This window comes from Bryobacter aggregatus MPL3 (genome assembly GCF_000702445.1).
GTDB lineage: Bacteria > Acidobacteriota > Terriglobia > Bryobacterales > Bryobacteraceae > Bryobacter > Bryobacter aggregatus.
Map to the genome: position 1 here is coordinate 3,586,296 of NZ_JNIF01000003.1, position 19,931 is coordinate 3,606,226.

The following is a 19,931-nucleotide window of genomic DNA, read 5'->3' on the forward strand; positions in this document are numbered from 1 at the left end:
GAATAACGTCTTGAGACTAGAAGTTCAAACGGAGTCCGATGGTGATGACGCGAGCGCCGACTTGGGGGGCTGTTGGGCGCCCGAAGTTGACGTTGCCGATGGAGCCGTTCACCCCGCCGAAGCGGGTGCGGTTGAAGGCATTGAAGGCGTCCGCACGGATCATGAGAACAACCGGGTTCTTCTCGTTCTCCCACAGAGTCGTCTTCTTCGATATGCCGATATTCTCGGTTGCGATCATTGGTTGACGGAAGTCGTTGTTGTAGAAGGCCGAAGTGCCGAGGGTAAATGCCGGGGCTGCTGAGAAGGCCGCGCTATTGAACCAGCGGGAGTTCTGATTGTTCGGATCCAGAGAATCGTAACCGGCATTGGTACGGATCGGGCCGGAAACGTTCGCCTTGGTGGCCGTTGAGAAGAGCGTCGACCCGAGCGGGTTGCCGGGGGTGACGATCTGGATCAGGTTGCCCGAGTAGTAACGCTGCGCGCCGCTGACAACCCAGTTGCTCACCAGACCGTTGACGATCTTGTTGGAGTTGGCGAGGTAACGCTTGTTCTTGCCGAATGGCATGTCGTAGGTCCAGATGATGTTCAACACCTTCGGCTGATCAAAGGGGTTGAGGGATTTGCCGTCTGCAATGTTGTAGGCATCCTGCGTGCCGATGTTCCCGTTTTGCGAGAAGATCTGGCGCCAGTGGGCGTTCGAGAGTGACTTGGACCAGACGAAGCTGCTCAACAACTGGAAGTTGCCGAAGCGGCGTTCGAGTTTGGCCTGGAAGCTGTCATACCAAGTCTGTCCATCACCCGAGTTGCGGCTGAGAACGTCAAGGTATTGGGGGAAGGGACGCAAGCTCTGAGCCACCGTACGGTTGGTGGGGAAGTTTGCGTAAGGGAGCTTGTAGCCGGCATCGATTGCCGACTGTGAAGTGATCGGCTGTGTGAGGATGCTGCCGCGCGACAGGTTGCTCACCGGGAGTTGGTTCAGTGTGATTGTGGAGTTCATCCCAGAACCACGGTTGCCAACATAGGCGAGATCGATGAGCCAGCCCTTGAGATCGTGCTGGATGTTGAAGCTCCAGTTGTAGATCCTAGGAGCCTTGCCGAACTTGGGTCCGAGATAATCAGCGTTCTGCATGTTGGAGAGCGTCGGGTCAAGGATTGGGGGAGGACGATATCCGGCAGGCACCGGGATGCCGTTATCCCAATTCAGGACTGCGTCGAAGCCATTCGCTGAGGCGAGGCTGTTCGTGTTGGCAAAACCCTGACGGCAGCCGCAACCACCGTTACCGAGGGTCTGGTAGAAGATTCCCCAGCCACCACGGATGACTGTCTTGCTGGTCGCTTGATAGGCGAAACCGAGGCGGGGTCCGATGTTGGAAAAATCAGTGGGGTAGGGGCGGAGAACGTTGGCACGTCCCGGACCATTGCCGTAGAAATCGAGTGCGCCAGGGAGGCCACCTGCGCCGAGGTTCGGCTTGGTGAGGTTGAGGCTCGAGTAGTTGCCTTGTTCCACGTGCCAGCCGATTGGTACTTCGTAGCGTAGACCGAGGTTCAATGTCAGCTTTTTGGTCATGCGGAAGTTGTCGTTGATATAGCCCGCAGAGTAGCGATAGCGAATCTGGTTGAGGAGGATGGGCAAGAGTGTGTTGCTAGCCTGGTCTGCCTGACCCAATAAGAGGCTGGCAAACTCATGTCCGCTGCCGCTCGAAGTGTTCGGCAGGCCGGTTTCGCCTCGGCCGAAGAGGTAGTTGCCATTGGAGCCAGCATAGTCGAAACCAAAGGTGGTGAGGTAACGATAATCCCAACCGAACTTCAGTTCGTGCTTGCCCTTAATCCAGCTATAGCCCTGGGTAATCATGATGGTGTCATTGTCTTGGCCGCCGGAAGAAACCTTGCCGTCCTGCGCACCATAATTGGTGAGACTTGCGGGGCCGCTGAAACGGATGACCGGAAGCGAATCACCTTGGGCTGGCACACCAGGAATTCCGAGTTTGGATGCATAGCCTTTCTGATAGGGGTTATCCCAGGTCTGACGTACCGCGGAGTAACCGAAAGTCGTATGCATGAAGAAGGTGGGGGTAAAGGAGTAGTCGTGGTTAACGCGAATGTTCCACGGCTTCTGTCCGTTCACAATGCCCTGTCCCAGAGCTCCAGGAAATACGTTGGTGTCGGTGGAGCCGCCATCCTCTTTACTGAGGAAAAAGGCGAGGCGATTGGTCACAGAGAAGTTGTGGTCTGCCTTGATACTCCAGACTTTCTGCTCCGTCGATGTGGTGTTGAAAAAGTCATAATTGCTCTGGGTACCAGCACGGGTTGGAAGCGGGATTAATGGCAACAAATTTTTAGAAACTTTGCTGAAACGCTCCGCAGGAATCTTGTTTCCTGGGAAGGGGGTGCGAGTGCCATTGGCCGTGGTGTTCGGATCGTAGATCAGCTGGTTGCCCAGTTCCGAGAAGTCGCCAGTGCGCATGAGCGCTGTGGGGACGGTGGAGACGGGAATACCGCTGACACCGGTGCCAGTCAGGCTGATTGGCAACAAGCGTTGGGTGTAGGTGAAGAAGAAGAAGCTCTTCTCGCGTCCGTCGTAGACCTTTGGAATGAAGACGGGACCACCAGCGGATCCGCCGATTTCATTCTGCCGATCCTTCAGGCGACCTACACCTCTGGAGTTATTCTGCCAGGAGTTGGCGTTCCAGATATCACGACGCATGTTGTGGAAGGCGCTGCCGTGGTACCAGTTGGTGCCGCTCTTGGTGACGTAGGTTTCGACGCCGCCACCGAAGCGACCATACTCAGAAGAGTAGCCGCCAGTGATCAGCTTAAATTCCTGGAACATTTCAGCGGAGGGCATGTTGAACACGGTGCCGCCCGATTCCGGAATGATGAGCGACGCACCGTCAATCTGGACTTCACCCGCGCGGCCGCCCGAGCCGGAGATGCTGGTTTCCGCACCCGCGTTTACGCCTGGCATGTAAGTCAGGAAGTTGCGGGGATTGCGGATGGCGCCGGTGAACAGTGGTAATTCGCTCATGAACTTCGAGGAGAAGTTCGCACCTTTGTCGCTGGTGGAGGTTTCGAGAAGCGGAGCTTCCGAACGGACTTCGATGGTCTGCTGGACGTCGCCGAGTTCGAGTTTAATATTGATGTCGAGACGCTGTGCAATACGTACTTCGATATTGGTTTCAGTTCTCTTTTTGAAACCTGTTTTTTCGTAGGCGATCGAATAGAACGTGGTTGGCATTGCGGGAAATACGTACAAGCCAGCATCATTCGACGTTGCTTCTAATTTGGCGCCCGTTGCGGTGCTCGTTGCAGTGACCTTTACTCCTGGGACTGCCGCACCATTAGAATCGGTAATGGTTCCGCTAATGGAGCCTGTCGCCGTCTGACCGAAGGCCATCCCGCAACAAAGCAGGATGCCGACGGCCCATCGTATTAATTGATTTCCTATCATTTGACCTCGTCGTGATTCTATTTTTGGAAGGGGCAAGCTATGAATTTTCATAGACTTAGCTCGCGTTCCCAAGAGTCTCACGAGATCTTATAACAGTGGAGTGACAATCGCCATCAACTTTTTTGAAACAAGCCCACTCCGCTAGAAATCAATGAAGAAGTCCAGGTTTTTTCCACATTCTTGAGGGCAAAGACCGCCTGAGCGGGCTTCCAATCTCCATATTGTGATGGAAGACTACACAGGCTTAATGTTTGTCGTTAATAGCCGCCGAGTACTTTCAGGTCATCTGTAACCTCTTCGAGATTGCGGATGGCGTTTTGTACTTTAGTGTCTTTTAATGTCCCCTCAAAATCAACATAGAAGAGGTATTCCCACGGCTTCCCTTTGAGGGGACGGCTCTCAATCTTATTGAGGCTGATGTCGCGCAGGGCGAGCGAGGCGAGGGCGCGGAAGAGGCTTCCCGGCTCGTTCTTGGTGGAGAACACGATGGAGACTTTTTTCGACGGGGGCTGCTTGCCTTTGACTGTGCCGCCCTTGCGCTGGAGGAGAAAGAAACGGGTGAAGTTGGCCCGGTCGTCTTCGATTCCGCGCTTCAGGATGCGGGCGCCATAGATGTCGGCAGACAGATTGGAGGCGATGGCGGCGGCGTCTCGGCGCTTGGTCTCGGCGAGCATTTTGACGCTGCCTGCGGTGTCGTAGAAGGTCTTTTTCTCGATCTGGGGATTGGCCTGGAGGAACTTCAGACATTGGTTCAGTGCGACTGGATGTGAATAGACCTCTTTCACATCCTTGAAGGCAACACCGGGAAGGGCAATCAGATTGTGGACGATCCTGACACTGGTCTCGCCAATCACTTCGACATCGTAGTTCAACAGATGATCAAAATTTTCAATCACGCTGCCGTGCAGCGTGTTTTCCATGGGGATGACAGCGGCTTCGACCTTCTTATCGACGAGCGCCTGGAATACTCCATCGAACCACTCGAACGGGATGGGATCGCTCTCGCTTCCCAACAATTGGCGGACAGCAATTTCGCTGAACGCACCCCTCTCTCCTTGGAATCCCGCTCTGATATATTCCTTGTTCTGTTTCATACCCTATCTAATGATCCCATCGCTTGGTGTCAGCAGACGGTAGACCCAGCAGGTCGAGGATGCGATCCACCGAATGATCCACGATATCAAGAATACTCACTGGTTTTGTATAAAAGGCGGGAACGGGAGGGGCGAGAATGGCGCCCATTTCGGCAAGACTCACCATGGTTCGCAGGTGTCCCAGGTGCAAGGGGGTCTCCCGAAGCATCAAAATGAGTCGCCGATGCTCCTTTAAGGTGACATCTGCCGCTCTTACCAGTAGGTTCGATGAAATTCCGGCAGCAATCGCCGACATAGAGTGAATGGAGCAGGGGGCGACGACCATCGCGTCCATCGGAAAGCTTCCGCTCGCCAATCTACACCCTATATCTTCTACGGGGTAGTGAAAATCTGCGAGATTTTTAACGTCCTGCGACAACTTCTCAGTCTCGAGATAAATGGTTCTCTCGGCGCTACGGGTCATCACCAGGTGCGTTTCGGCATTTCCGCCCTCGCGAAGGCGTTCGAGGAGGCGGATTCCATAAATTGCTCCTGATGCGCCGCTCATCGCGACGATGACACGTTTTTTCATGACGTTCTGTTCCTGTTGGCACCCTTCTTGTTCTGTTTTCGGAACAGCTCTCGGCGAAAGGCTTTTCACCTGGCTCGAAACTGGCCTATAATCGGAATGAAATTCCTCTGGAAGTTTCTCACATGGCGGCAGTTTCCGCACCTTCAAAGACCGTCATCACCTCTGACGAAGCAGGCCAAAAGCTTCGTAAAGCGAGAGAACGTCTCGGACTGAAGTTCCGAGAGGTAGAAGTCGCTAGCCAACGGATTGCAGAACGGCATTCCAATGAAGAATACTCGATCGGCTTGAGCCGCTTGAGTGAAATTGAGAACAAGGGCGTTCTGCCCTCGCTGTTTCGCCTTTACTCCTTAGCAACCATTTACCGTCTCGATTTCCTGGAAGTCCTTTCCTGGTATGGCATCGCTCTTGATGAGCAAGCGACCGATGCGAACTTGCATGGCCTGGAGCAAACGCACTCTATTCACTTTGCTCCGACTGGTTTTGGAGAAGTGCAGGCGCCTCTTTCCCTCGACCCTGGCGTTGACCTGCGGCAGACCACTTTCCTCAGCCGGGTGGTGACTCGTTGGGGCGCACTGCCCCTGCAGATGCTCAATCAATTGGATACCAAGCGGAAGCACTATGCTTTTCTTGGCACCGAGGATTGGTCCATGTATCCCATCCTTCGGCCTGGTTCCCTGTTGTTGATCAATGAGACCAACAAGATTGTGAATTCGGGTTGGGCGGATGAATGGGACCGGCCAATTTACTTCCTGGAGCACCGCCACGGCTATGAGTGCGGATGGTGCCATCTGGATCGGGACCGGCTCATGGTCATTTCTCACCCCAGCGCGGCTGAGGCTCCGAAAGTCTACCTATACCCCAATGAAATTGAAGTGGTGGGACGGGTGGTTGGGGTTGCTATGGAGCTTGCCGGGGTCGCTCGTCCGCGTCAGCGGAACGCAGATGCCTAATCATGAGCTGCAGATTGGCGTCAAACAGTTCTTTTTGTGCCGGCGTGCTCTGCGTCGGCAAAAACGACAGATAAGCCCGCGTCTTCTCCCAACTCGTCAGCACCCGCCTTACCGACAGCGGCGACGCTTCCAGATAGCGTTCCACATCGTCTCGCTGATCCAATAAACTCAACGCCAGAAAACTCTCCAGCACTTCCCAATGCGAGGTTTGGAGCGCCTGTTCGGCTGCCTCTTCTCCAAAAACCGCATTGAGCCCATGGTGCTCGTAACGCTCCGTCTCCGGATTTCTTAATCGGGAGAGATATGCCAATTGCCCAAACTTGGTCGGAATTTGGGCGAGCGTGCGCTTCCAGAGATCTTCTGTCGCACTCCTCTGCCAGGATCTGCTGCCTACGGGTTGTCGAGCTTCCCCCACATTACATTCATACACCAATCGGTATTAGGAGGGGGGGAACGGCCCTCCTTTCTTGTTCTGAATCAAGAAAACATCTCGGTGAAAAACCTTAGCGATTCCCTCCGCCTGTAATCTGGGCACGTTGGGACTAGACGTCCTAGAACTGCCGCAGTAAAGCATCGTTTTACTGCGAATTAAACCCCAGAGGAGCTTCGCTTTTTTATGTTCAAGAAAATTCTTACCGTGACCCTTTTTGCCGCAGCGCTGATGTTTGCCGCGCCCACTAGTGTAGTAGAGGATCCATTCCCCTCCTGCTTGCCCTGCAAGCTCGTTTCCAGTGCCGCAGTCGTAGAAGATCCCTTTCCTCCTTGCTTACCCTGCAAGCCCGACAGCCTGACGAATAGCTAAAACGGCCTGCAGATGCCACTATGCTACGATTCGGGGGAGACGTGGAAAGTCCTCGTTTCCCCCTTAGCGAGCATGTCTCTTTCCTTTGATCTTGTCTCTATCTCCTGGGTGCTTGGCTTAATTGCCCAGGCGGCCATCATTTGGCGCATCTCCCAGGCCGGTTTGGGAAAGACCTTTACTTGGTTTCGCAACTACATGCTCGTGTCGCTGTTATGCAGTTTGTTGCAGATGTTTATCCTTTACGTTGTAGGACATCCGACTATTTACGCCTGGGTTTACGTCGGCTGGGCCTATCTGGCGACCGTGTTCCAGTTCTTTGTGATTCGAGAACTGACAGCGGTTGCCTTGCAGCCATTTCCGGCGATTCAAGTGGCCTCGCGAAGAACCCTTCTTGTCTTTTGGGTGGTGCTGATTCTGGTCGGATTCGCGTGGTACTACTATCTTTCTCTCCAAGCGGTGGAGAGTTCGCCGATTTTGCGTGCGGCAATCCGGTATCAGGCCTCTGCCAGTATTGGCTTTGCTCTCTTTATCTTTCTCTTCCTCTCGTTCCTGGCCTGGATGCCAGTGCCTCTTTCGCGGAACCATCTCAACCACTGTTTTCTCGTTGGCGCCCTATTTCTCCTTTCTGCCCTGGCTAAATTTCTGACGGAATTCGGCAGTTATAACCAGACTCGTGTCTTTGCCGGTCAGATCGGATTGATTGGCGCATTTGTGATTTACTCGTTGTGGGCAATTCGGATCCGGCCAGGTCCGGATGACACCTTGAATACGCCTCGTGGCCGTATCAACCAGGAAGAAGCTGAAGTAATGCTGGCGCGCCTGGATCAACTCAATCGCGCTTTAGAGAAGTCGGAACCTGGTGCTGTTCGGCACGCGAACCGTTTTAATTAAAAAACATTTTGCCTAATATTGCTTGCTTTTTATAGGCACCCATTCTAGGCTAAGTACATTGGCTCTCGTATGAGTACTCCCCTGATTGTAGTGTTCGCGTTGGCGCTGGCATTGGTGGTGATCCTAGCGGCCTTGGTCTTGCGGGTCAAGCAACGCTCACAATCTCTCTCTGCACTTGGCGCCGCAGATGCCTCAAACGGGGACCGGCAATCGATCGCAGAGTATTATCTTCCGATGACCCGGATTCTCGATGCGAGCGAACTGGCAGTCGCCAGGGAACTTGCGGGGGAAAGAACTGCGGACTTTGAGCGCTTCCGTCGCGCCCGGATCATGGCCTTCCAGAGTTATCTGAGCGACATGCGCCTCGATTTCCATCGCATTGAGTTCAAAATGCACTACCTGCTTCTCAGTGCTTCGCAGCAAGAAGCAGATCTGGTGGGGAAGCTCAACAGCCTGAAAGCAAAGTTTCGCTATCAGTTGCTGCGCATCGAGATCAAGTTGATTTTCTTCCGGTTGGGGATTGGTACGATTGAGATCGAACCGCTTGTGCTTATGCTGCAGCAGTTTGAAGAGAATCTGATGCGCCGCCCGGCCCTTGGGGCCGCTGCCGCTTAATACAAACCCTTCTTTAAGAATGCATTGGCCTCCCGGAACCCCGGGAAGGCCTTTTCTTCGTTTTTGAAGGCCCGGGTGTGGATGCGCCTCCGGATTCCCTTCTGTTCGACGGGATGCTTGATGTGCAGCATCTCGTGGAACAGCACATACTCGACTACCAGAGCAGGGATGTGCCGCTGGTCGAGAAGCGGCGAGATCGCGATGGCGTGATGTGAGGCGTCGTAGTGCCCGAGAATCGTCCGGCTGCGCTGGAGGCTCCAACCCAGGCGTGGCTTGGGGATGAGCCCTTCAAAGTAGGTCTCATTGATCTGCCGGAACAGCAGGTCGAGATTGAAGTACTTGCCCTCTGCCGCCCCCAGCAGTTTCTTGCCGCGTTCCTGCCGGATGGTATGGACCCGCCCGGTGAGCTGGATGTCCGCCAGGTGAGTTTTGTAGTGGGACATCATTTCCACTGGAGGGGACTGGCGGAAGAGCTTTGAGAGCAAAATATAGGCGAGAGCTTCCTGGACGGTCAGGGGGGCATCGGAAAGGAGATCGGATATTTTCACCCGTAATTCTCCCTGGACGAGACGAATATTACTGGTCAAGCTCGTGAATCGATAAAAACGAACCGAAATCACGGGTGTTGCCAGGGTAGGTCGCAACTCGGCAAACACCCTCGCATAAATCTCCTCTACCTGCATCCGACGATCAGGCTAACATAATGGATTAACCGCCTTGCCTAACGCAAAGATCTCTTCGTTCGGTTGCTACGTGCCACCGGGCGTCCTCACCAATCAAGACCTAGAAAAAATGGTCGACACGAACGACGAATGGATCCTCAGCCGTACTGGAATCCGTACTCGTCATATTGCCGCGCCGGAGATGGCTAGTTCCGACCTGGCTTACGAAGCTGCCAGAATTTGCCTCGAGAAGCGTGGCCTCGATCCCAAAGCGCTCGATGCGATCCTTGTCTCGACCGTGACGCCGGATATGTTCTTTCCCTCGACGGCCTGTCTGGTTCAGAACCGGCTGGGCGCCACCGGCGCCTGGGGCTTTGATATCAGTGCGGCCTGCTCCAGTTTTGTGTATGGCCTCACGGTCGGCGCAAACCTGATTCGCGGCGGCACTCACCAGCGTGTTCTGGTGATCGGCGCCGATACGATGTCGCGGATTCTCGATTACACCGACCGCAGCACCTGCATCCTGTTTGGCGACGGGGCAGGGGCCTTTCTTCTTGAGGCCACGGACGAGCCTGGCGATGGTTACGTTGCCTTCCATAACGAGATCGATGGATCGGGGGGCGAATCGTTGAAGATGCCCGCTGGGGGCAGCCGCCTGCCTTCGTCGCGTGAGACGGTGGACCAGCGTTTGCACTATGTCAAACAGGAAGGCCAAGCCGTGTTCAAGTACGCCGTGCGCAAGATGGAAGAGGCTTCGCTCGCGGTGATTGAGAAGGCGGGCTTGCAGCCCTCGGACATCAAGGTCTTGATTCCGCACCAAGCAAACATGCGGATCATCAAGGCAACGGCGGAGCGTCTGGGGCTGGGGGAAGATCGTGTGATCATCAACATCGACAAGTACGGCAATACGACGGCCGGGACGATCCCATTGGCAACCCGAGATGCTGTGGAGCAGGGCAAGTTACAGAAAGGCGACTATGTGCTTTTTGTAACCGTCGGAGCCGGCTTTACGGTGGGTGCAAATATCTGGCGCTGGTCGATCTAGAATAGAATTGATGACTTCACCAGGTCCGCTCGAAAATCTTGATCAGTGGGACGATCATGTGCGTTCCCGTTACCAGGAGGGACGGAAGCAAGAAGACTTCCGTGTCTTCAACGAATCTTCACCGCAAGGGGTGAAGGATTTCTACATGCTGAACCATCGTCACCAGACGCATGCGTTCGCAAAGGCCAAGCGCGCTCAGTATGAGAACCGCAACATGGGGGAGCGCGGGTTGTGGGAGATGATGGACTTCCTCAACACGTTGGTTGATGATTCCGATCCCGATACCGACCTTTCGCAGACCGAGCACAACCTGCAGACGGCTGAGGCGATTCGCGCCGACGGCCATCCGCGCTGGATGCAGTTGACGGGCCTGATCCATGATTGCGGCAAGGTGCTGTGCAGCTATGGCGAGCCGCAATGGGCTGTGGTGGGCGATACGTTCCCGACCGGTTGTGCGTGGGATCCGTCGATTGTGTTTCACGAATACTTCGCATGGAACCCTGATGCTTCGATCCCGGCTTACCAGACCGTGAACGGAGTGTACGAGCCTGGGTGTGGTCTGGAGAAGGTCCACATGAGCTATGGGCACGATGAGTATCTGTACCATGTGCTGCGCGACTATCTGCCGGATGAAGCGTTGTATGCGATCCGCTATCACTCCTGCTATCCGATTCATCGTGCGGGCGCCTACGATCACCTCATGAACGACAAGGATCGTGCGATGTTCGAGTGGGTGAAGAAATTCAACCAGTACGATCTCTATTCGAAGGGCCACAATAAGCCGGATGAGAAGGCGCTGCGGCCTTACTACTCCGAACTGATTGCGGAATTCTTCCCGGATAAGATTCGCTGGTAGGTTTCCTTTTGTATTTTGAGAATGGCCGGTCAAGGTAATTTGACCGGCCATTCTTTTTTGTGCGACATCGTCTCAGCGCTTCGATCGTTGGAATCGTTCGCTCGGGGCTCTACCGCTTGGAATTTAGCGCTGCCAGTGCACGCTGACAGGTTTTGTTCTGCTGCGCGGCGCAGAGCTTGAAGTAGCGCTTGGCGTCACCAGGCTTGCCCTCTGCCATGTATTTTTGCCCCAGCCAAATTTGGGCCAGGACAACCCCTGCAGTTGAGGCCTCTTTGGCGTATTTTAAGGCCTTCGCGTCATCCTGCGGGACGCCGTCACCGCTTCGATGCAATAGGGAGAGTGCATAGATCGCAAGGGGTGAATTCTTTTCGGCGCGGCTGGCGAGGAGGAGAGCGCGGGTTGGATCTCGTGGGAGTAGTTTGCCCTCGATGAGTAGAAGTGCGAGAAATCCGTCAGCAGCGGGGTACATTCTCTCGCTCAACTCTTCGATCGTTTTGATCGACTCTGCGGTTTTCACCGGATCCCTCAACTTCAATTGGTCCAACGCGAGGTTGTAGTTGGTACGATCCTTCTCTGCAGTGCTGATTTTTTCGTCCTGGCTCGTAAGGGTGATCTGAAGGGCGAACTCACTTTTCACGGGTTTGCCGTCGATCGTGGCTGGTGAGAATTTCCAATGACGGACTGCACGGATGGCCGACTCATCGAGACCGAGACCGAGCGGGCTCACGACGCGGATCTCGCAGATCTTGCCGGTTTCACTCAGCGTCACCAAGAGCGCAAGCTTACTGGTGGTTAAGCCCGCCTGGCTGGCTTCGGATGTGAACTGCGGCATCACGGGCTGAGACAGGATTTTCGCCTCTTTGAAGGTGGCACTCTTCGGCAGAGGCACGCTGTTGGCTGGGGAGGCGGGGCACGGCTGTGCCACCTCCCCAGACTGCTGCAGCATCAGAAGGAGCGGCAGCGCGAGTATCATGCTGCGTAGGCAGCCTTGGCAGCAGGGAGGGCACTGGCCTTCGGTGTAAAGCCGGAGGCGCGGAGCGCTTCTTCGAACTTCTCCAGCAGGAAGAGCGTATCCTTTTCGGTGGCGAGGACACCCATCAGACCAATGCGGAAGACCTTGCCAGCAAGCTCGCCAAAACCACCGGCGATTTCGATGCCGTAATTTTCCATGAGGTACTTGCGTACGTCCATGTCGGTGACCCCAGCAGGGACCTTCGGCGTCATGAGGTTCCAGAGCTGATGGCCGCGATGGACGTGCATTTCCATACCCATGGCTTCGATGCCGGCAACGAAGGCGTTGCGGTTCTTGCGATGACGTTCAAAACGCTTTTCGAGACCTTCGTCGGCGATGTTCGCCAGGCCTTCGTGGAGGGCGTAGAACATCGTGATCGGCGCGGTGTGGTGGTAGCGCTTGGCGCCGCCAAAGTATTCGCTCAACAGCTTGAGGTCGAAGTACCAGGTCGGGATGAGGCTCTTTCGTTCCTTGGTGAGCCAGTTGAGGGCGCGGGGGCTGACGGTGAGCGGGGAGAGTCCCGGAGGGCAACCCATGCCCTTCTGCGAGCAACTGAAGGCAATGTCGATGCCGGTTTGGTCGAGGTTGATGGGCATCGAGCCGAGCGCGGTGACACAGTCGGCAATGACCAAGGCGCCAACTTCGTGCGCGGCTTCACAAAGGGCCGTGCCATCGGTCCAGCAACCGGTGGAGGTTTCAGCAGCAACGTAGGCAACTGTGTTGGGTTTCTCGCGGAGGATGGCTTCGCGTTGTTCCTCCGGGGTCCAGGTTTCACCCCAGGGTTTTTCGATGCGGATGACTTCGGCGCGCTGGCGCTTGCCCATTTCGGTCAAACGGTCGCAGAAAAAGCCGTTGGCGAAGACGAGAAACTTGGAACCGGGTTCGACAAAGTTTGCGACTGCCGTTTCCATCCCACCCGAACCGGTAGCGGACATTGCCACCGTGAATTCATTTGCAGTCCCAAAGCATGTGTTGAGGCCGGTCTTGACTGCCTGGGTGATCTCGAAGAAGAACGGGTCCAGGTGGCCGACAATGGACTTTGACATGGCGTCATAGACGCGCGGCTCGACCATGGACGGTCCAGGTCCATAGAGGAGACGCTTGGGTGGATTTAGAGTGGAAAGCATAACCTTGATTCTACCGATTGACCAGATCCTCCCTCAAATCCCGTCTTCCGGAAACCTCGTAATCGAGGCTGCGCCGGGTGCGGGGAAGACAACCCGAGTGCCGGCGGCGCTGTCCGGCAATGTTCTTGTCCTGGAGCCGCGGCGGCTGGCGGCGCGGCTGGCGGCGCGGCGTGTGGCCTCTGAACGGGGCGAACGCATTGGCGAAAGCGTCGGCTACCAGGTTCGTTTCGAAGATGTGAGCTCGCCTCGGACGCGCTTGCGCTATCTGACGGAAGGAGTTCTCAACCGGCGGCTTGCCTCCGATCCGATGCTGCGGGGCGTTGATGCCGTGGTTCTCGATGAGTTTCATGAGCGGCACCTCGAGGGGGATCTGGCGCTTGCGTTGCTGCTCGAGTTGCAACGCCGCTATCGGCCGGAATTGCGCATTGTCGTGATGTCGGCCACTCTGGATGCGGCTCCGATTGCGGCCCATCTTGGGAATTGCCCGATTTTGCGCAGCGAAGGGCGCTTGTTTCCACTCGAAGTGGTTTATACCCCCGAGAGTGCCCAGCCACTCGAGGAGCGCGTGGCGGCGGCACTGGCGAAGGCAAAGGGGGATGCGCTGATCTTTCTTCCGGGCGCCGCAGAGATCCGGCGGGCGATCGAGGCTTGCCGCCGTCTGGATCGCCTGCTGCTGCCCCTGTATGGAGATTTGAGCCAGGAGGAGCAGGATCTGGCGCTGGAGAAGAGTTCCCGGCCGAAAGCGATCTTTGCCACGAATATCGCCGAGAGCTCAATCACCATCGAGGGCATTTCCACCGTGATCGATAGTGGGCTGGCTCGTGTGGCTTCCGATTCGAGGAACACCGGGTTGCCGCAGTTGAGCTTGCAGAAAATCTCACGGGCTTCGGCGATTCAGCGGGCGGGACGTGCGGCGCGTACGGGGCCAGGACTCTGCATCCGTCTTTATTCGGAGCATGATTTTGTGAATCGTGCGGAGCGGGCGACTCCTGAGATCGAGAGCCGGGAACTGAGTGGTTTATTGCTGCAGTTGCGTGCAATGGGGCATTCCGATGCCTCGCTATTGCCCTGGATGACGCCGCCTCGTCCGGATGACCTGCGGCGTGCGGAATCGCTTCTGGACGAATTGGGGGCGCGGGGCAAAATGGCCGAGCGGATGGCTGCGATGCCAGTGCATCCACGGCTGGCCCGGATGCTGATTGAGTCAAGCGAGCGAAGTGCGGCAACGCCAGCGGCGCGCGTTGCTGCCCTGCTTTCGAGTGGGGAGAGGATGCAGAACGCAGATCTGATCCATAATGCGGAGCGACCCTTGAGCTCGAATGCGGAACGAATCGCGAAACAGTTGGAGCGGCAAGTGGGGCGCTCGCAGGGCCGGGATTGGGAACGGGCGCTTGCGGAGTCAATCTTGTCGGCCTATCCGGACCGCGTGGCGAAGCGGCGCCGCGAGGATGAGTATGAAGTGGCCGGTGGCGTGAGGCTGCGCTTGCAATCGCCGAAGCCGCCGGAGTGGATTGTGGCTGTCGATACCGATCAGAAATTTGTACGAGCGGCTTGTCCGATTGAGCCGGATTGGTTGCTCGAATTGTTTCCGGATTCGGTGACGGCGGTGGATCGCTATGTCTGGAATCGCGCGAGTGAGCGTGTGGAGCAGCATAGCGCGATCGAGTTTCATGGACTGGCGCTTGAGGCGAGTGTGGAGCCGCGGCCGATGTCGGAAGAGGCTTCCGAGGTTTTACGCGAAAAGGTAAGAGAGGCGGGTTGGAGGCGCTTTGTCGATGTGCCGGAGATGGAGGCGCTGCTGGCGCGAGCTGCTTTTGGGGGGATTCCTTTTGGGGAGCAGGAGGTGCTGGAACAGTTGCTCGCGCTTTGCGAGGGCTATAACGGCTTCGATCAGATTCGAGCCGCGGCTGCGTATCAGGTCTGGGTGGAGCCTGCGGTGCTGGATCGCGCGGCTCCGGCTCGGATTCAGTTGCCGGGGGGACGGAGTGTCCGTGTGAACTATGTGCCGAATCAGACACCGTGGATCGAGAGCCGGTTGCAGGACTTTTGGGGAATGACCGAGACGCCGAAGGTCGGCGGCGTCCCGGTTCTTGTTCACTTACTTGCTCCTAACAAACGTGCTGTGCAGATGACGCAGGATCTGGGGAGCTTCTGGACGAAGCTGTATCCGGAATTGCGCCAGCAACTAAGCCGACGCTACCCGAAGCATAGCTGGCCGTAACGCGAAGAAGATCAGTCCCGCGCCGATGAGCAGGTAAGTGCCAGGCTCAGGAATGCTGCTGACGTCGTTGACGGTGACCAGTTGGCTGGTGCTCGAATAGGCGGTTGGGGTGTCGAGACCGGCATAGAGGAAGCCGTGATCGAGATTGCTTTCGTTCATGGAGAGGAAGATCGTGGTGGCTCCGGCACTCTCCGCACGGAAAGTGAGTGTAGCCAGCAAAACTGAGTTCTGTCCGGTGTTCGTCACTTCACCGGGCAGCAGTGTGCCAGCGATGAGGTTTGCATTGAGGTACTCAAAGAAGGGCGCTGCGACTATGATGCTTTGCAGGCTGAGCCCCAGGTTGGAAAAAGTCTGGTCGAAGCCGAAGGCGAGCAGCGATTCGTCCAATGGGGCGTCCTCAAAAGGATCTTCGACGGTGACGGTTGCGGTGAAGGTCTGGCCGACCGTAAAGGCAGAGGCCGGAAGCTGCAGGTTGAGAGTGGCAGCCGGTAAGGCGGCTGCGATCGCGAGAATCGCAATGAGTGCTTTCATGATGTGTTTCCTTGTTAGCGGATGAAGGCGGAGTAGTAACTACTCCAGAGTTTGTAATCCGTGAGGGTGATGACTCCATCCCCATCGATATCCATGCGCCGGTCGACGCCCTCTTCGCCGGGATGCTTGCCGAGTTTGCTGCGAAGAAGATTGCCGTCGGCGGCATCGACCATGCCGTCGTCGTTGAGGTCGCCCGGGAGCGGGTTGAAGCCCATGAGGACCGGATCGTGGTCAGAGGCCCGGTAAGGACCAGCGTTGTAATAAGCGGGGTTTGTGGTGTTGTATTCGAAAACCGGGGGCTCGTCGGAGTTGATGTGCCATTCGGTGACCCCACTGACCAGTGAGAAGAAAACGGGGTTTGAGATGGCGTGGTCGAGCGAGCCGGACTGTGCACTGAAGTTGTAGGAATAGCTATTGAGGCCAAGAATATTGGTGGCGAGATTCTTGTAACCGGCAGCTTCGAGGATCCGGATAGGATCTTCCTTCGCGTAAGCATTGAAGTCGCCGAGCAGTACAAACTTACGGGTGGCTACTGGCGTGGGGTCCGCGGTGGGATTGGCGTTGATCCAGGAGAGCACGTCATTCGCTTGTGCGACGCGCGATGCGTTGGAAGGGCTTTGTCCGTCGTTCTGATCGGCATCGCCCGGCAGCGAACCGGCTGAAGCTTTTGACTTCCAGTGGTTGACGTAGACGGTGAACTGCTGCAGTTCCGGTTTTACCGCGCCAACAGGGACGAAACGCTGGGCGAGCGTGGGACGGGAGGACACTCCTGCAGGGGGGAGTCGAGAGGCAAAGGTTCCGACAGGGGCCAGCTTCAGAGGCTGATAGAGGATGCCGTTGGTGATGAGATCGGTGCCCAGCGGACCGGTGGACACAAAGGCATAGGTGCCGGGACCGGCGACGGCATTGATCGCATTCACCAGATCGGTGATGGCAACGTCGCCGTTGTTCTGCAGTTCTGTGAGGCCGATCACATCCGGGTTGAGCGCAACGATGGCAGCAACGATCTTTGCCTTCTGCTTTTGGAACTCCGTTGCGTTTGCAGCGCCACGGTTGCTGCCGCCGAAGCTGGTGAAGTAATTGAGAACGTTCCAGCCCACCACTCGGAAGCGGCCGCCAACGGCGTCTGGAGCGGTGGTCCGGGGATTGGAAGCGGCCTGGATTGTGAGGGCTGAGGGATTGAGCGCGAAGACGCGGTACTCGCTAAAGGAGTAGTCGACAACGGCTTCCCAGCCGGATGCTACGGTGTATCCGGCACGAAGAGTGTTGCTGGTGGCGTTCAGCCCTCCAATGGGATAGAGCGTGGGGGAGGGATCGGAAACGTTGGAGGCGTCATCGAGCAAAATGGAGCTTCGATTGTTCAGGTTCTGTTGGGTGGTGGCAGCAACACCGGGAAGGACGATCTGAGTGGGCTGATAGCTGCGGCCCAGTCCCAGCGTGAACTGTCCAAAGTGGGCGAGATCGTTGGTGCCGTTGACGGTAAGGGTCTGGGGGAAACGGACCTTCATTCCTTCATACTTTTCCCAATCCGCGACGGCGCTGAGGGGGAAGTTGATGTCGACGGCATTGACGGAACCAGCGGCGGGGCAAACCTGGATCGAAGAGATGTTGCCGATCTGTGTGCGATTGAAGGACTCGGCCACTGTACCGGCGACCCGGACTCTGGAGCCCACAGGGGCGGGAACGCCAAAGCTGTTATCGAAAATGAAGACGCCGTTCGAAGTATTGGGGTCGTTGTCGGCCTCCAGGGGAGAATCGGATTCTTGCAGGAAGAAGCCTTTGAGGTCGCTTGCCTGGAAGTTGGCCGTGACGATTCCTTCCACTTCGACGGTGGAGCCAACGATAGGGCTGGCGTTGCCTGGACCTTGGACCGTTCCGATATTCGTCTTGCCCGCGCCACAGGTGAGTACGGGCGGCGGAGGTTTCACGGCGAGGGCGATGGTGAAGTTGCCGGTGCGGGACTGGTCATCGCTCACGGTGCAAGGGAGATTGTAAGTTTTTGAGACGGTGTTGGCAGGCACGGTGTAGCTGCCGGGAAGACTGAAGCTGGTGCTGCCACCGATTTCGCTCAGGTTGCAGCTTGCGCTGAGGCCGGTGGAAGTGGGGTTGGCTCCAGGTGACAGGGTTGCTGCCAAGGCGACGGAGAAGCCGACCGGGACGGGATTCGGAGTGGCCGAACTGATGGCGCCCGGGTTGGTGGGCGCGCCGCAGACATTCAACGCCGTGGCGCTATTGCGGGGAGCCGCGTTGATGGCCGTAAAGTCTGTACTGTTGTTGTCCGTATCGGTGCAGCCGCCAAGTGCCCGCACTGCTGCCGTTGCATTGTTCAGTCCGGGTGCCGGAGAGGTTTCCGAGCAGCTTGCCGTGCTGCCAAAGCCAACCAGATCAACCAGATTGGAGCCGGAGGGGCAGACGCTACCGGAGAGTGCGGTGGTCTGTTTGACGAGGGCCACGCGACCGGCGGTGGCAGACATCGGGATGTTGCCGGTGGCGTCGGGAGTGGGGAGGTTGGTGGTGCCACCTGTGCCCTGCGCCTCCTGGACCAGATAGTATTGGCCCGGTTGCAGCAGGACGTTGGTGAGTTCGGTGACTTGCCAGGCCGAAGTGCCTGCCGCGGAGTTGTACTGGACCGACCATCCATTCAGGCTGACTGCGACCGCTCCGCGGTTGAATAGTTCGATGAAGTCGTTCTTGTAGGTTGCCGCAGGAGTGCCAGTGTTGCCGCCCCCTCCGTAGACCTGACTGATGACAATGTTTGCTGAGCCTTGGGCGTAAAGCATTCCGAGGGGCAGGAGCGCGAGCGAGACGAACTGAGAGAGTCGCGTTAGCATACTTACTCTGTTGAACCAAGAGTTCATCGCATGGGTGTAAATGTCTGGTGAAGATCTGGTGAATCTGCTTCACTCCACCTGGAAGCGTCCAAAGCGCTTGCTCCAAATCGGGTGAGTGACGGTCACCTCAATGCGAAAACATTGCTCCTGGTCGTCGTACCATTCGCAGACTTCGGCGACTCCCACCGAGAGATCGAGCTGCCAGGACAGTGTCGGCGTTGAGGCTGAACCGCCACTGGATCTGGGGATGGAGCTTGGCAGAATCGGTAGCCTGCACTCGTTCCTAAATAGACTTCATGCCTGTTTCTCCGGAGGCTCCCGCAGGCAAGTGGACGCGGTGGGGAGATCTTTCAAAGAGAGCCAGCCGACGATGGAGAGGGCGAATACGGAGAGATTCAATGTAACGGGATTGAAGGCGGCGCTCAGATATGCGGGGGAATAGATCAGGATGCCAATCGTCGCAAAGACCATTAGTAGCATGCTGACAAAGAAGAGCGAGGAACGGCGCCAGAGCAGGATGAAGAGAAGTCCGAAGGCAATTTCGGCGACGCCGATGAAGGGGAGTAAGCCCAGCGGGAGACCGGCCTGGGCCAGCATCGCTGTCTCATCCCGGTTGCGATACAGTAACTTCGGCACCAGCCCGTGCCAGATCCAGATGGCAGCAAGGGCGAAGCGCGCGGTGGCATGGAGGAGCGCCAGATTCATCGAGAGTTCCGGGGACTGTCCGCGTTCAACCCAGAGCCGTAGGCGATCGAAACTCCAGGCTGTGGCCCAACCCATGAGCGGCTGGAGGAGGAGCTTGTTAACAAGGCGTCCGAGTATGCCAAAGCGGACTTCATAGTCATACCAGGTGAAAAAGCGGAGCCCGCCCTCGGTGGGGACATAGCACCAGTAGCCCGAGCCTTGGCGGATGAACGACTTGGGATCGTCCGAGGCAAACTGGAGTGAGGAGGATCTTTCTCCGGTCTCGCTGGCCGGTTGCCCCATGCTTTGTCCGGTGCCTTCGGTCTTGAGTCCGAATCCAATGCGAGTTTCATAGAGGAAGCGTTGCGGCTCATTCCGATTGGGACGGGGGAGGTATTGGATCTGGGGGAAGCGGAGATCCCAACGTTGGTGGAGATCTGGCTGCTGGGTTAATTTCCAGAGGTGATCGACCGTGTCTTTGATGTGAATTTCGACGTAGATTCCGTTGATCTGCTTCATACCTGGCTGTTCGCTATCCCTTCTCCAGGCTAGTTCTGTTTGGATCCCACTGTGATAACGTTTGGGAATCCA

At 56.7% G+C, this 19,931-nt stretch carries 16 protein-coding genes; 6 read left to right on the top strand and 10 right to left on the bottom strand.

The window, feature by feature from the left end; all coding sequences use genetic code 11:
• Positions 1–16: 16 nt before the first annotated feature.
• The 3 genes from M017_RS0116600 to M017_RS0116610 form a co-directional block, all read right to left on the bottom strand.
• Complete coding sequence (locus M017_RS0116600) at positions 17–3,499, bottom strand: outer membrane beta-barrel protein (RefSeq protein ID WP_080507871.1); 3,483 nt, start codon at positions 3,497–3,499, stop codon at positions 17–19.
• A 206-nt stretch (positions 3,500–3,705) separates the two neighbouring features.
• On the bottom strand, positions 3,706–4,542 hold the full coding sequence (gene pheA, locus M017_RS0116605; RefSeq protein ID WP_031499254.1) for a prephenate dehydratase: 837 nt from the start codon (positions 4,540–4,542) through the stop codon (positions 3,706–3,708).
• A 7-nt stretch (positions 4,543–4,549) separates the two neighbouring features.
• Positions 4,550–5,113 (bottom strand): UbiX family flavin prenyltransferase, encoded by a 564-nt coding sequence (locus M017_RS0116610; protein ID WP_035958488.1) that lies wholly within the window; start codon positions 5,111–5,113, stop codon positions 4,550–4,552.
• A 122-nt stretch (positions 5,114–5,235) separates the two neighbouring features.
• Between M017_RS0116610 and M017_RS0116615 the strand changes: the two genes are divergently transcribed.
• On the top strand, positions 5,236–6,063 hold the full coding sequence (locus tag M017_RS0116615; RefSeq protein ID WP_031499256.1) for a helix-turn-helix domain-containing protein: 828 nt from the start codon (positions 5,236–5,238) through the stop codon (positions 6,061–6,063).
• Here M017_RS0116615 and M017_RS29390 read toward each other — a convergent pair.
• Entirely contained in the window at positions 6,011–6,373 is a 363-nt protein-coding gene (locus M017_RS29390) for a hypothetical protein (RefSeq protein WP_155121455.1), read from the bottom strand. The two genes, M017_RS0116615 and M017_RS29390, sit on opposite strands and share 53 nt — an antisense overlap.
• A gap of 564 nt (positions 6,374–6,937) precedes the next feature.
• On the opposite strand from M017_RS29390, the gene M017_RS0116620 reads away from it, so the two are divergent.
• Together M017_RS0116620 and M017_RS0116625 are read left to right on the top strand one after the other, a co-directional pair.
• The gene (locus M017_RS0116620; RefSeq protein ID WP_031499257.1) at positions 6,938–7,756 is read left to right on the top strand and encodes a hypothetical protein; all 819 of its coding nucleotides are present in this window, start codon (positions 6,938–6,940) and stop codon (positions 7,754–7,756) included.
• 69 nt (positions 7,757–7,825) lie between these two features.
• Positions 7,826–8,371 carry a hypothetical protein gene (locus M017_RS0116625; RefSeq protein WP_031499258.1) on the top strand — a complete coding sequence of 182 codons (546 nt, stop codon included), beginning with the start codon at positions 7,826–7,828 and terminating at the stop codon, positions 8,369–8,371.
• Here the strand turns inward: M017_RS0116625 and M017_RS0116630 are convergent.
• Positions 8,368–8,958, bottom strand: a complete 591-nt coding sequence (locus M017_RS0116630; protein ID WP_238325928.1) for a SprT-like domain-containing protein — start codon at positions 8,956–8,958, stop codon at positions 8,368–8,370. The genes M017_RS0116625 and M017_RS0116630 overlap by 4 nt on opposite strands.
• A gap of 130 nt (positions 8,959–9,088) precedes the next feature.
• Between M017_RS0116630 and M017_RS0116635 the strand changes: the two genes are divergently transcribed.
• Positions 9,089–10,078 carry a beta-ketoacyl-ACP synthase III gene (locus M017_RS0116635; RefSeq protein ID WP_031499260.1) on the top strand — a complete coding sequence of 330 codons (990 nt, stop codon included), beginning with the start codon at positions 9,089–9,091 and terminating at the stop codon, positions 10,076–10,078.
• A 10-nt stretch (positions 10,079–10,088) separates the two neighbouring features.
• Complete coding sequence (locus M017_RS0116640) at positions 10,089–10,934, top strand: inositol oxygenase family protein (protein ID WP_031499261.1); 846 nt, start codon at positions 10,089–10,091, stop codon at positions 10,932–10,934.
• Positions 10,935–11,043: 109 nt separating this feature from the next.
• Here M017_RS0116640 and M017_RS0116645 read toward each other — a convergent pair whose 3' ends face one another.
• Both M017_RS0116645 and M017_RS0116650 read right to left on the bottom strand, forming a co-directional pair.
• A complete protein-coding gene (locus tag M017_RS0116645; protein WP_031499262.1) occupies positions 11,044–11,907 on the bottom strand; it encodes a TonB family protein in 864 nt (287 codons plus the stop codon).
• Complete coding sequence (locus M017_RS0116650; RefSeq protein WP_031499862.1) at positions 11,904–13,073, bottom strand: pyridoxal-phosphate-dependent aminotransferase family protein; 1,170 nt, start codon at positions 13,071–13,073, stop codon at positions 11,904–11,906. Before M017_RS0116650 ends, M017_RS0116645 begins: the two co-directional genes overlap by 4 nt.
• 4 nt (positions 13,074–13,077) lie before the next feature.
• Here M017_RS0116650 and hrpB point away from each other — a divergent pair, with 4 nt between their 5' ends.
• The gene (hrpB, locus tag M017_RS0116655; RefSeq protein WP_238325929.1) at positions 13,078–15,294 is read left to right on the top strand and encodes an ATP-dependent helicase HrpB; all 2,217 of its coding nucleotides are present in this window, start codon (positions 13,078–13,080) and stop codon (positions 15,292–15,294) included.
• Here hrpB and M017_RS0116660 read toward each other — a convergent pair.
• The 3 genes from M017_RS0116660 to M017_RS0116675 all read right to left on the bottom strand — a co-directional run bounded on the left by M017_RS0116660 (position 15,259) and on the right by M017_RS0116675 (position 19,859).
• On the bottom strand, positions 15,259–15,825 hold the full coding sequence (locus M017_RS0116660; RefSeq protein WP_031499264.1) for a PEP-CTERM sorting domain-containing protein: 567 nt from the start codon (positions 15,823–15,825) through the stop codon (positions 15,259–15,261). The two genes, hrpB and M017_RS0116660, sit on opposite strands and share 36 nt — an antisense overlap.
• A gap of 14 nt (positions 15,826–15,839) precedes the next feature.
• Positions 15,840–18,656: an ExeM/NucH family extracellular endonuclease gene (locus M017_RS0116665; protein ID WP_051670286.1), complete on the bottom strand. Its 2,817-nt coding sequence runs from the start codon at positions 18,654–18,656 to the stop codon at positions 15,840–15,842.
• 294 nt (positions 18,657–18,950) lie between these two features.
• A complete protein-coding gene (locus M017_RS0116675; protein WP_031499266.1) occupies positions 18,951–19,859 on the bottom strand; it encodes a DoxX-like family protein in 909 nt (302 codons plus the stop codon).
• Between the last annotated feature and the right edge of the window lie 72 nt (positions 19,860–19,931).

Coding starts and splice junctions, on each gene's coding strand:
- M017_RS0116600 (WP_080507871.1), bottom strand. CDS start 3,499: ATGAAAATTCATAGCTTGCCCCTTCCAAAAATAGAATCACGACGAGGT.
- pheA (WP_031499254.1), bottom strand. CDS start 4,542: ATGAAACAGAACAAGGAATATATCAGAGCGGGATTCCAAGGAGAGAGG.
- M017_RS0116610 (WP_035958488.1), bottom strand. CDS start 5,113: ATGAAAAAACGTGTCATCGTCGCGATGAGCGGCGCATCAGGAGCAATT.
- M017_RS0116615 (WP_031499256.1), top strand. CDS start 5,236: ATGGCGGCAGTTTCCGCACCTTCAAAGACCGTCATCACCTCTGACGAA.
- M017_RS0116620 (WP_031499257.1), top strand. CDS start 6,938: ATGTCTCTTTCCTTTGATCTTGTCTCTATCTCCTGGGTGCTTGGCTTA.
- M017_RS0116625 (WP_031499258.1), top strand. CDS start 7,826: ATGAGTACTCCCCTGATTGTAGTGTTCGCGTTGGCGCTGGCATTGGTG.
- M017_RS0116640 (WP_031499261.1), top strand. CDS start 10,089: ATGACTTCACCAGGTCCGCTCGAAAATCTTGATCAGTGGGACGATCAT.
- M017_RS0116645 (WP_031499262.1), bottom strand. CDS start 11,907: ATGATACTCGCGCTGCCGCTCCTTCTGATGCTGCAGCAGTCTGGGGAG.
- M017_RS0116650 (WP_031499862.1), bottom strand. CDS start 13,073: ATGCTTTCCACTCTAAATCCACCCAAGCGTCTCCTCTATGGACCTGGA.
- M017_RS0116660 (WP_031499264.1), bottom strand. CDS start 15,825: ATGAAAGCACTCATTGCGATTCTCGCGATCGCAGCCGCCTTACCGGCT.
- M017_RS0116665 (WP_051670286.1), bottom strand. CDS start 18,656: ATGCTAACGCGACTCTCTCAGTTCGTCTCGCTCGCGCTCCTGCCCCTC.
- M017_RS0116675 (WP_031499266.1), bottom strand. CDS start 19,859: ATGAAGCAGATCAACGGAATCTACGTCGAAATTCACATCAAAGACACG.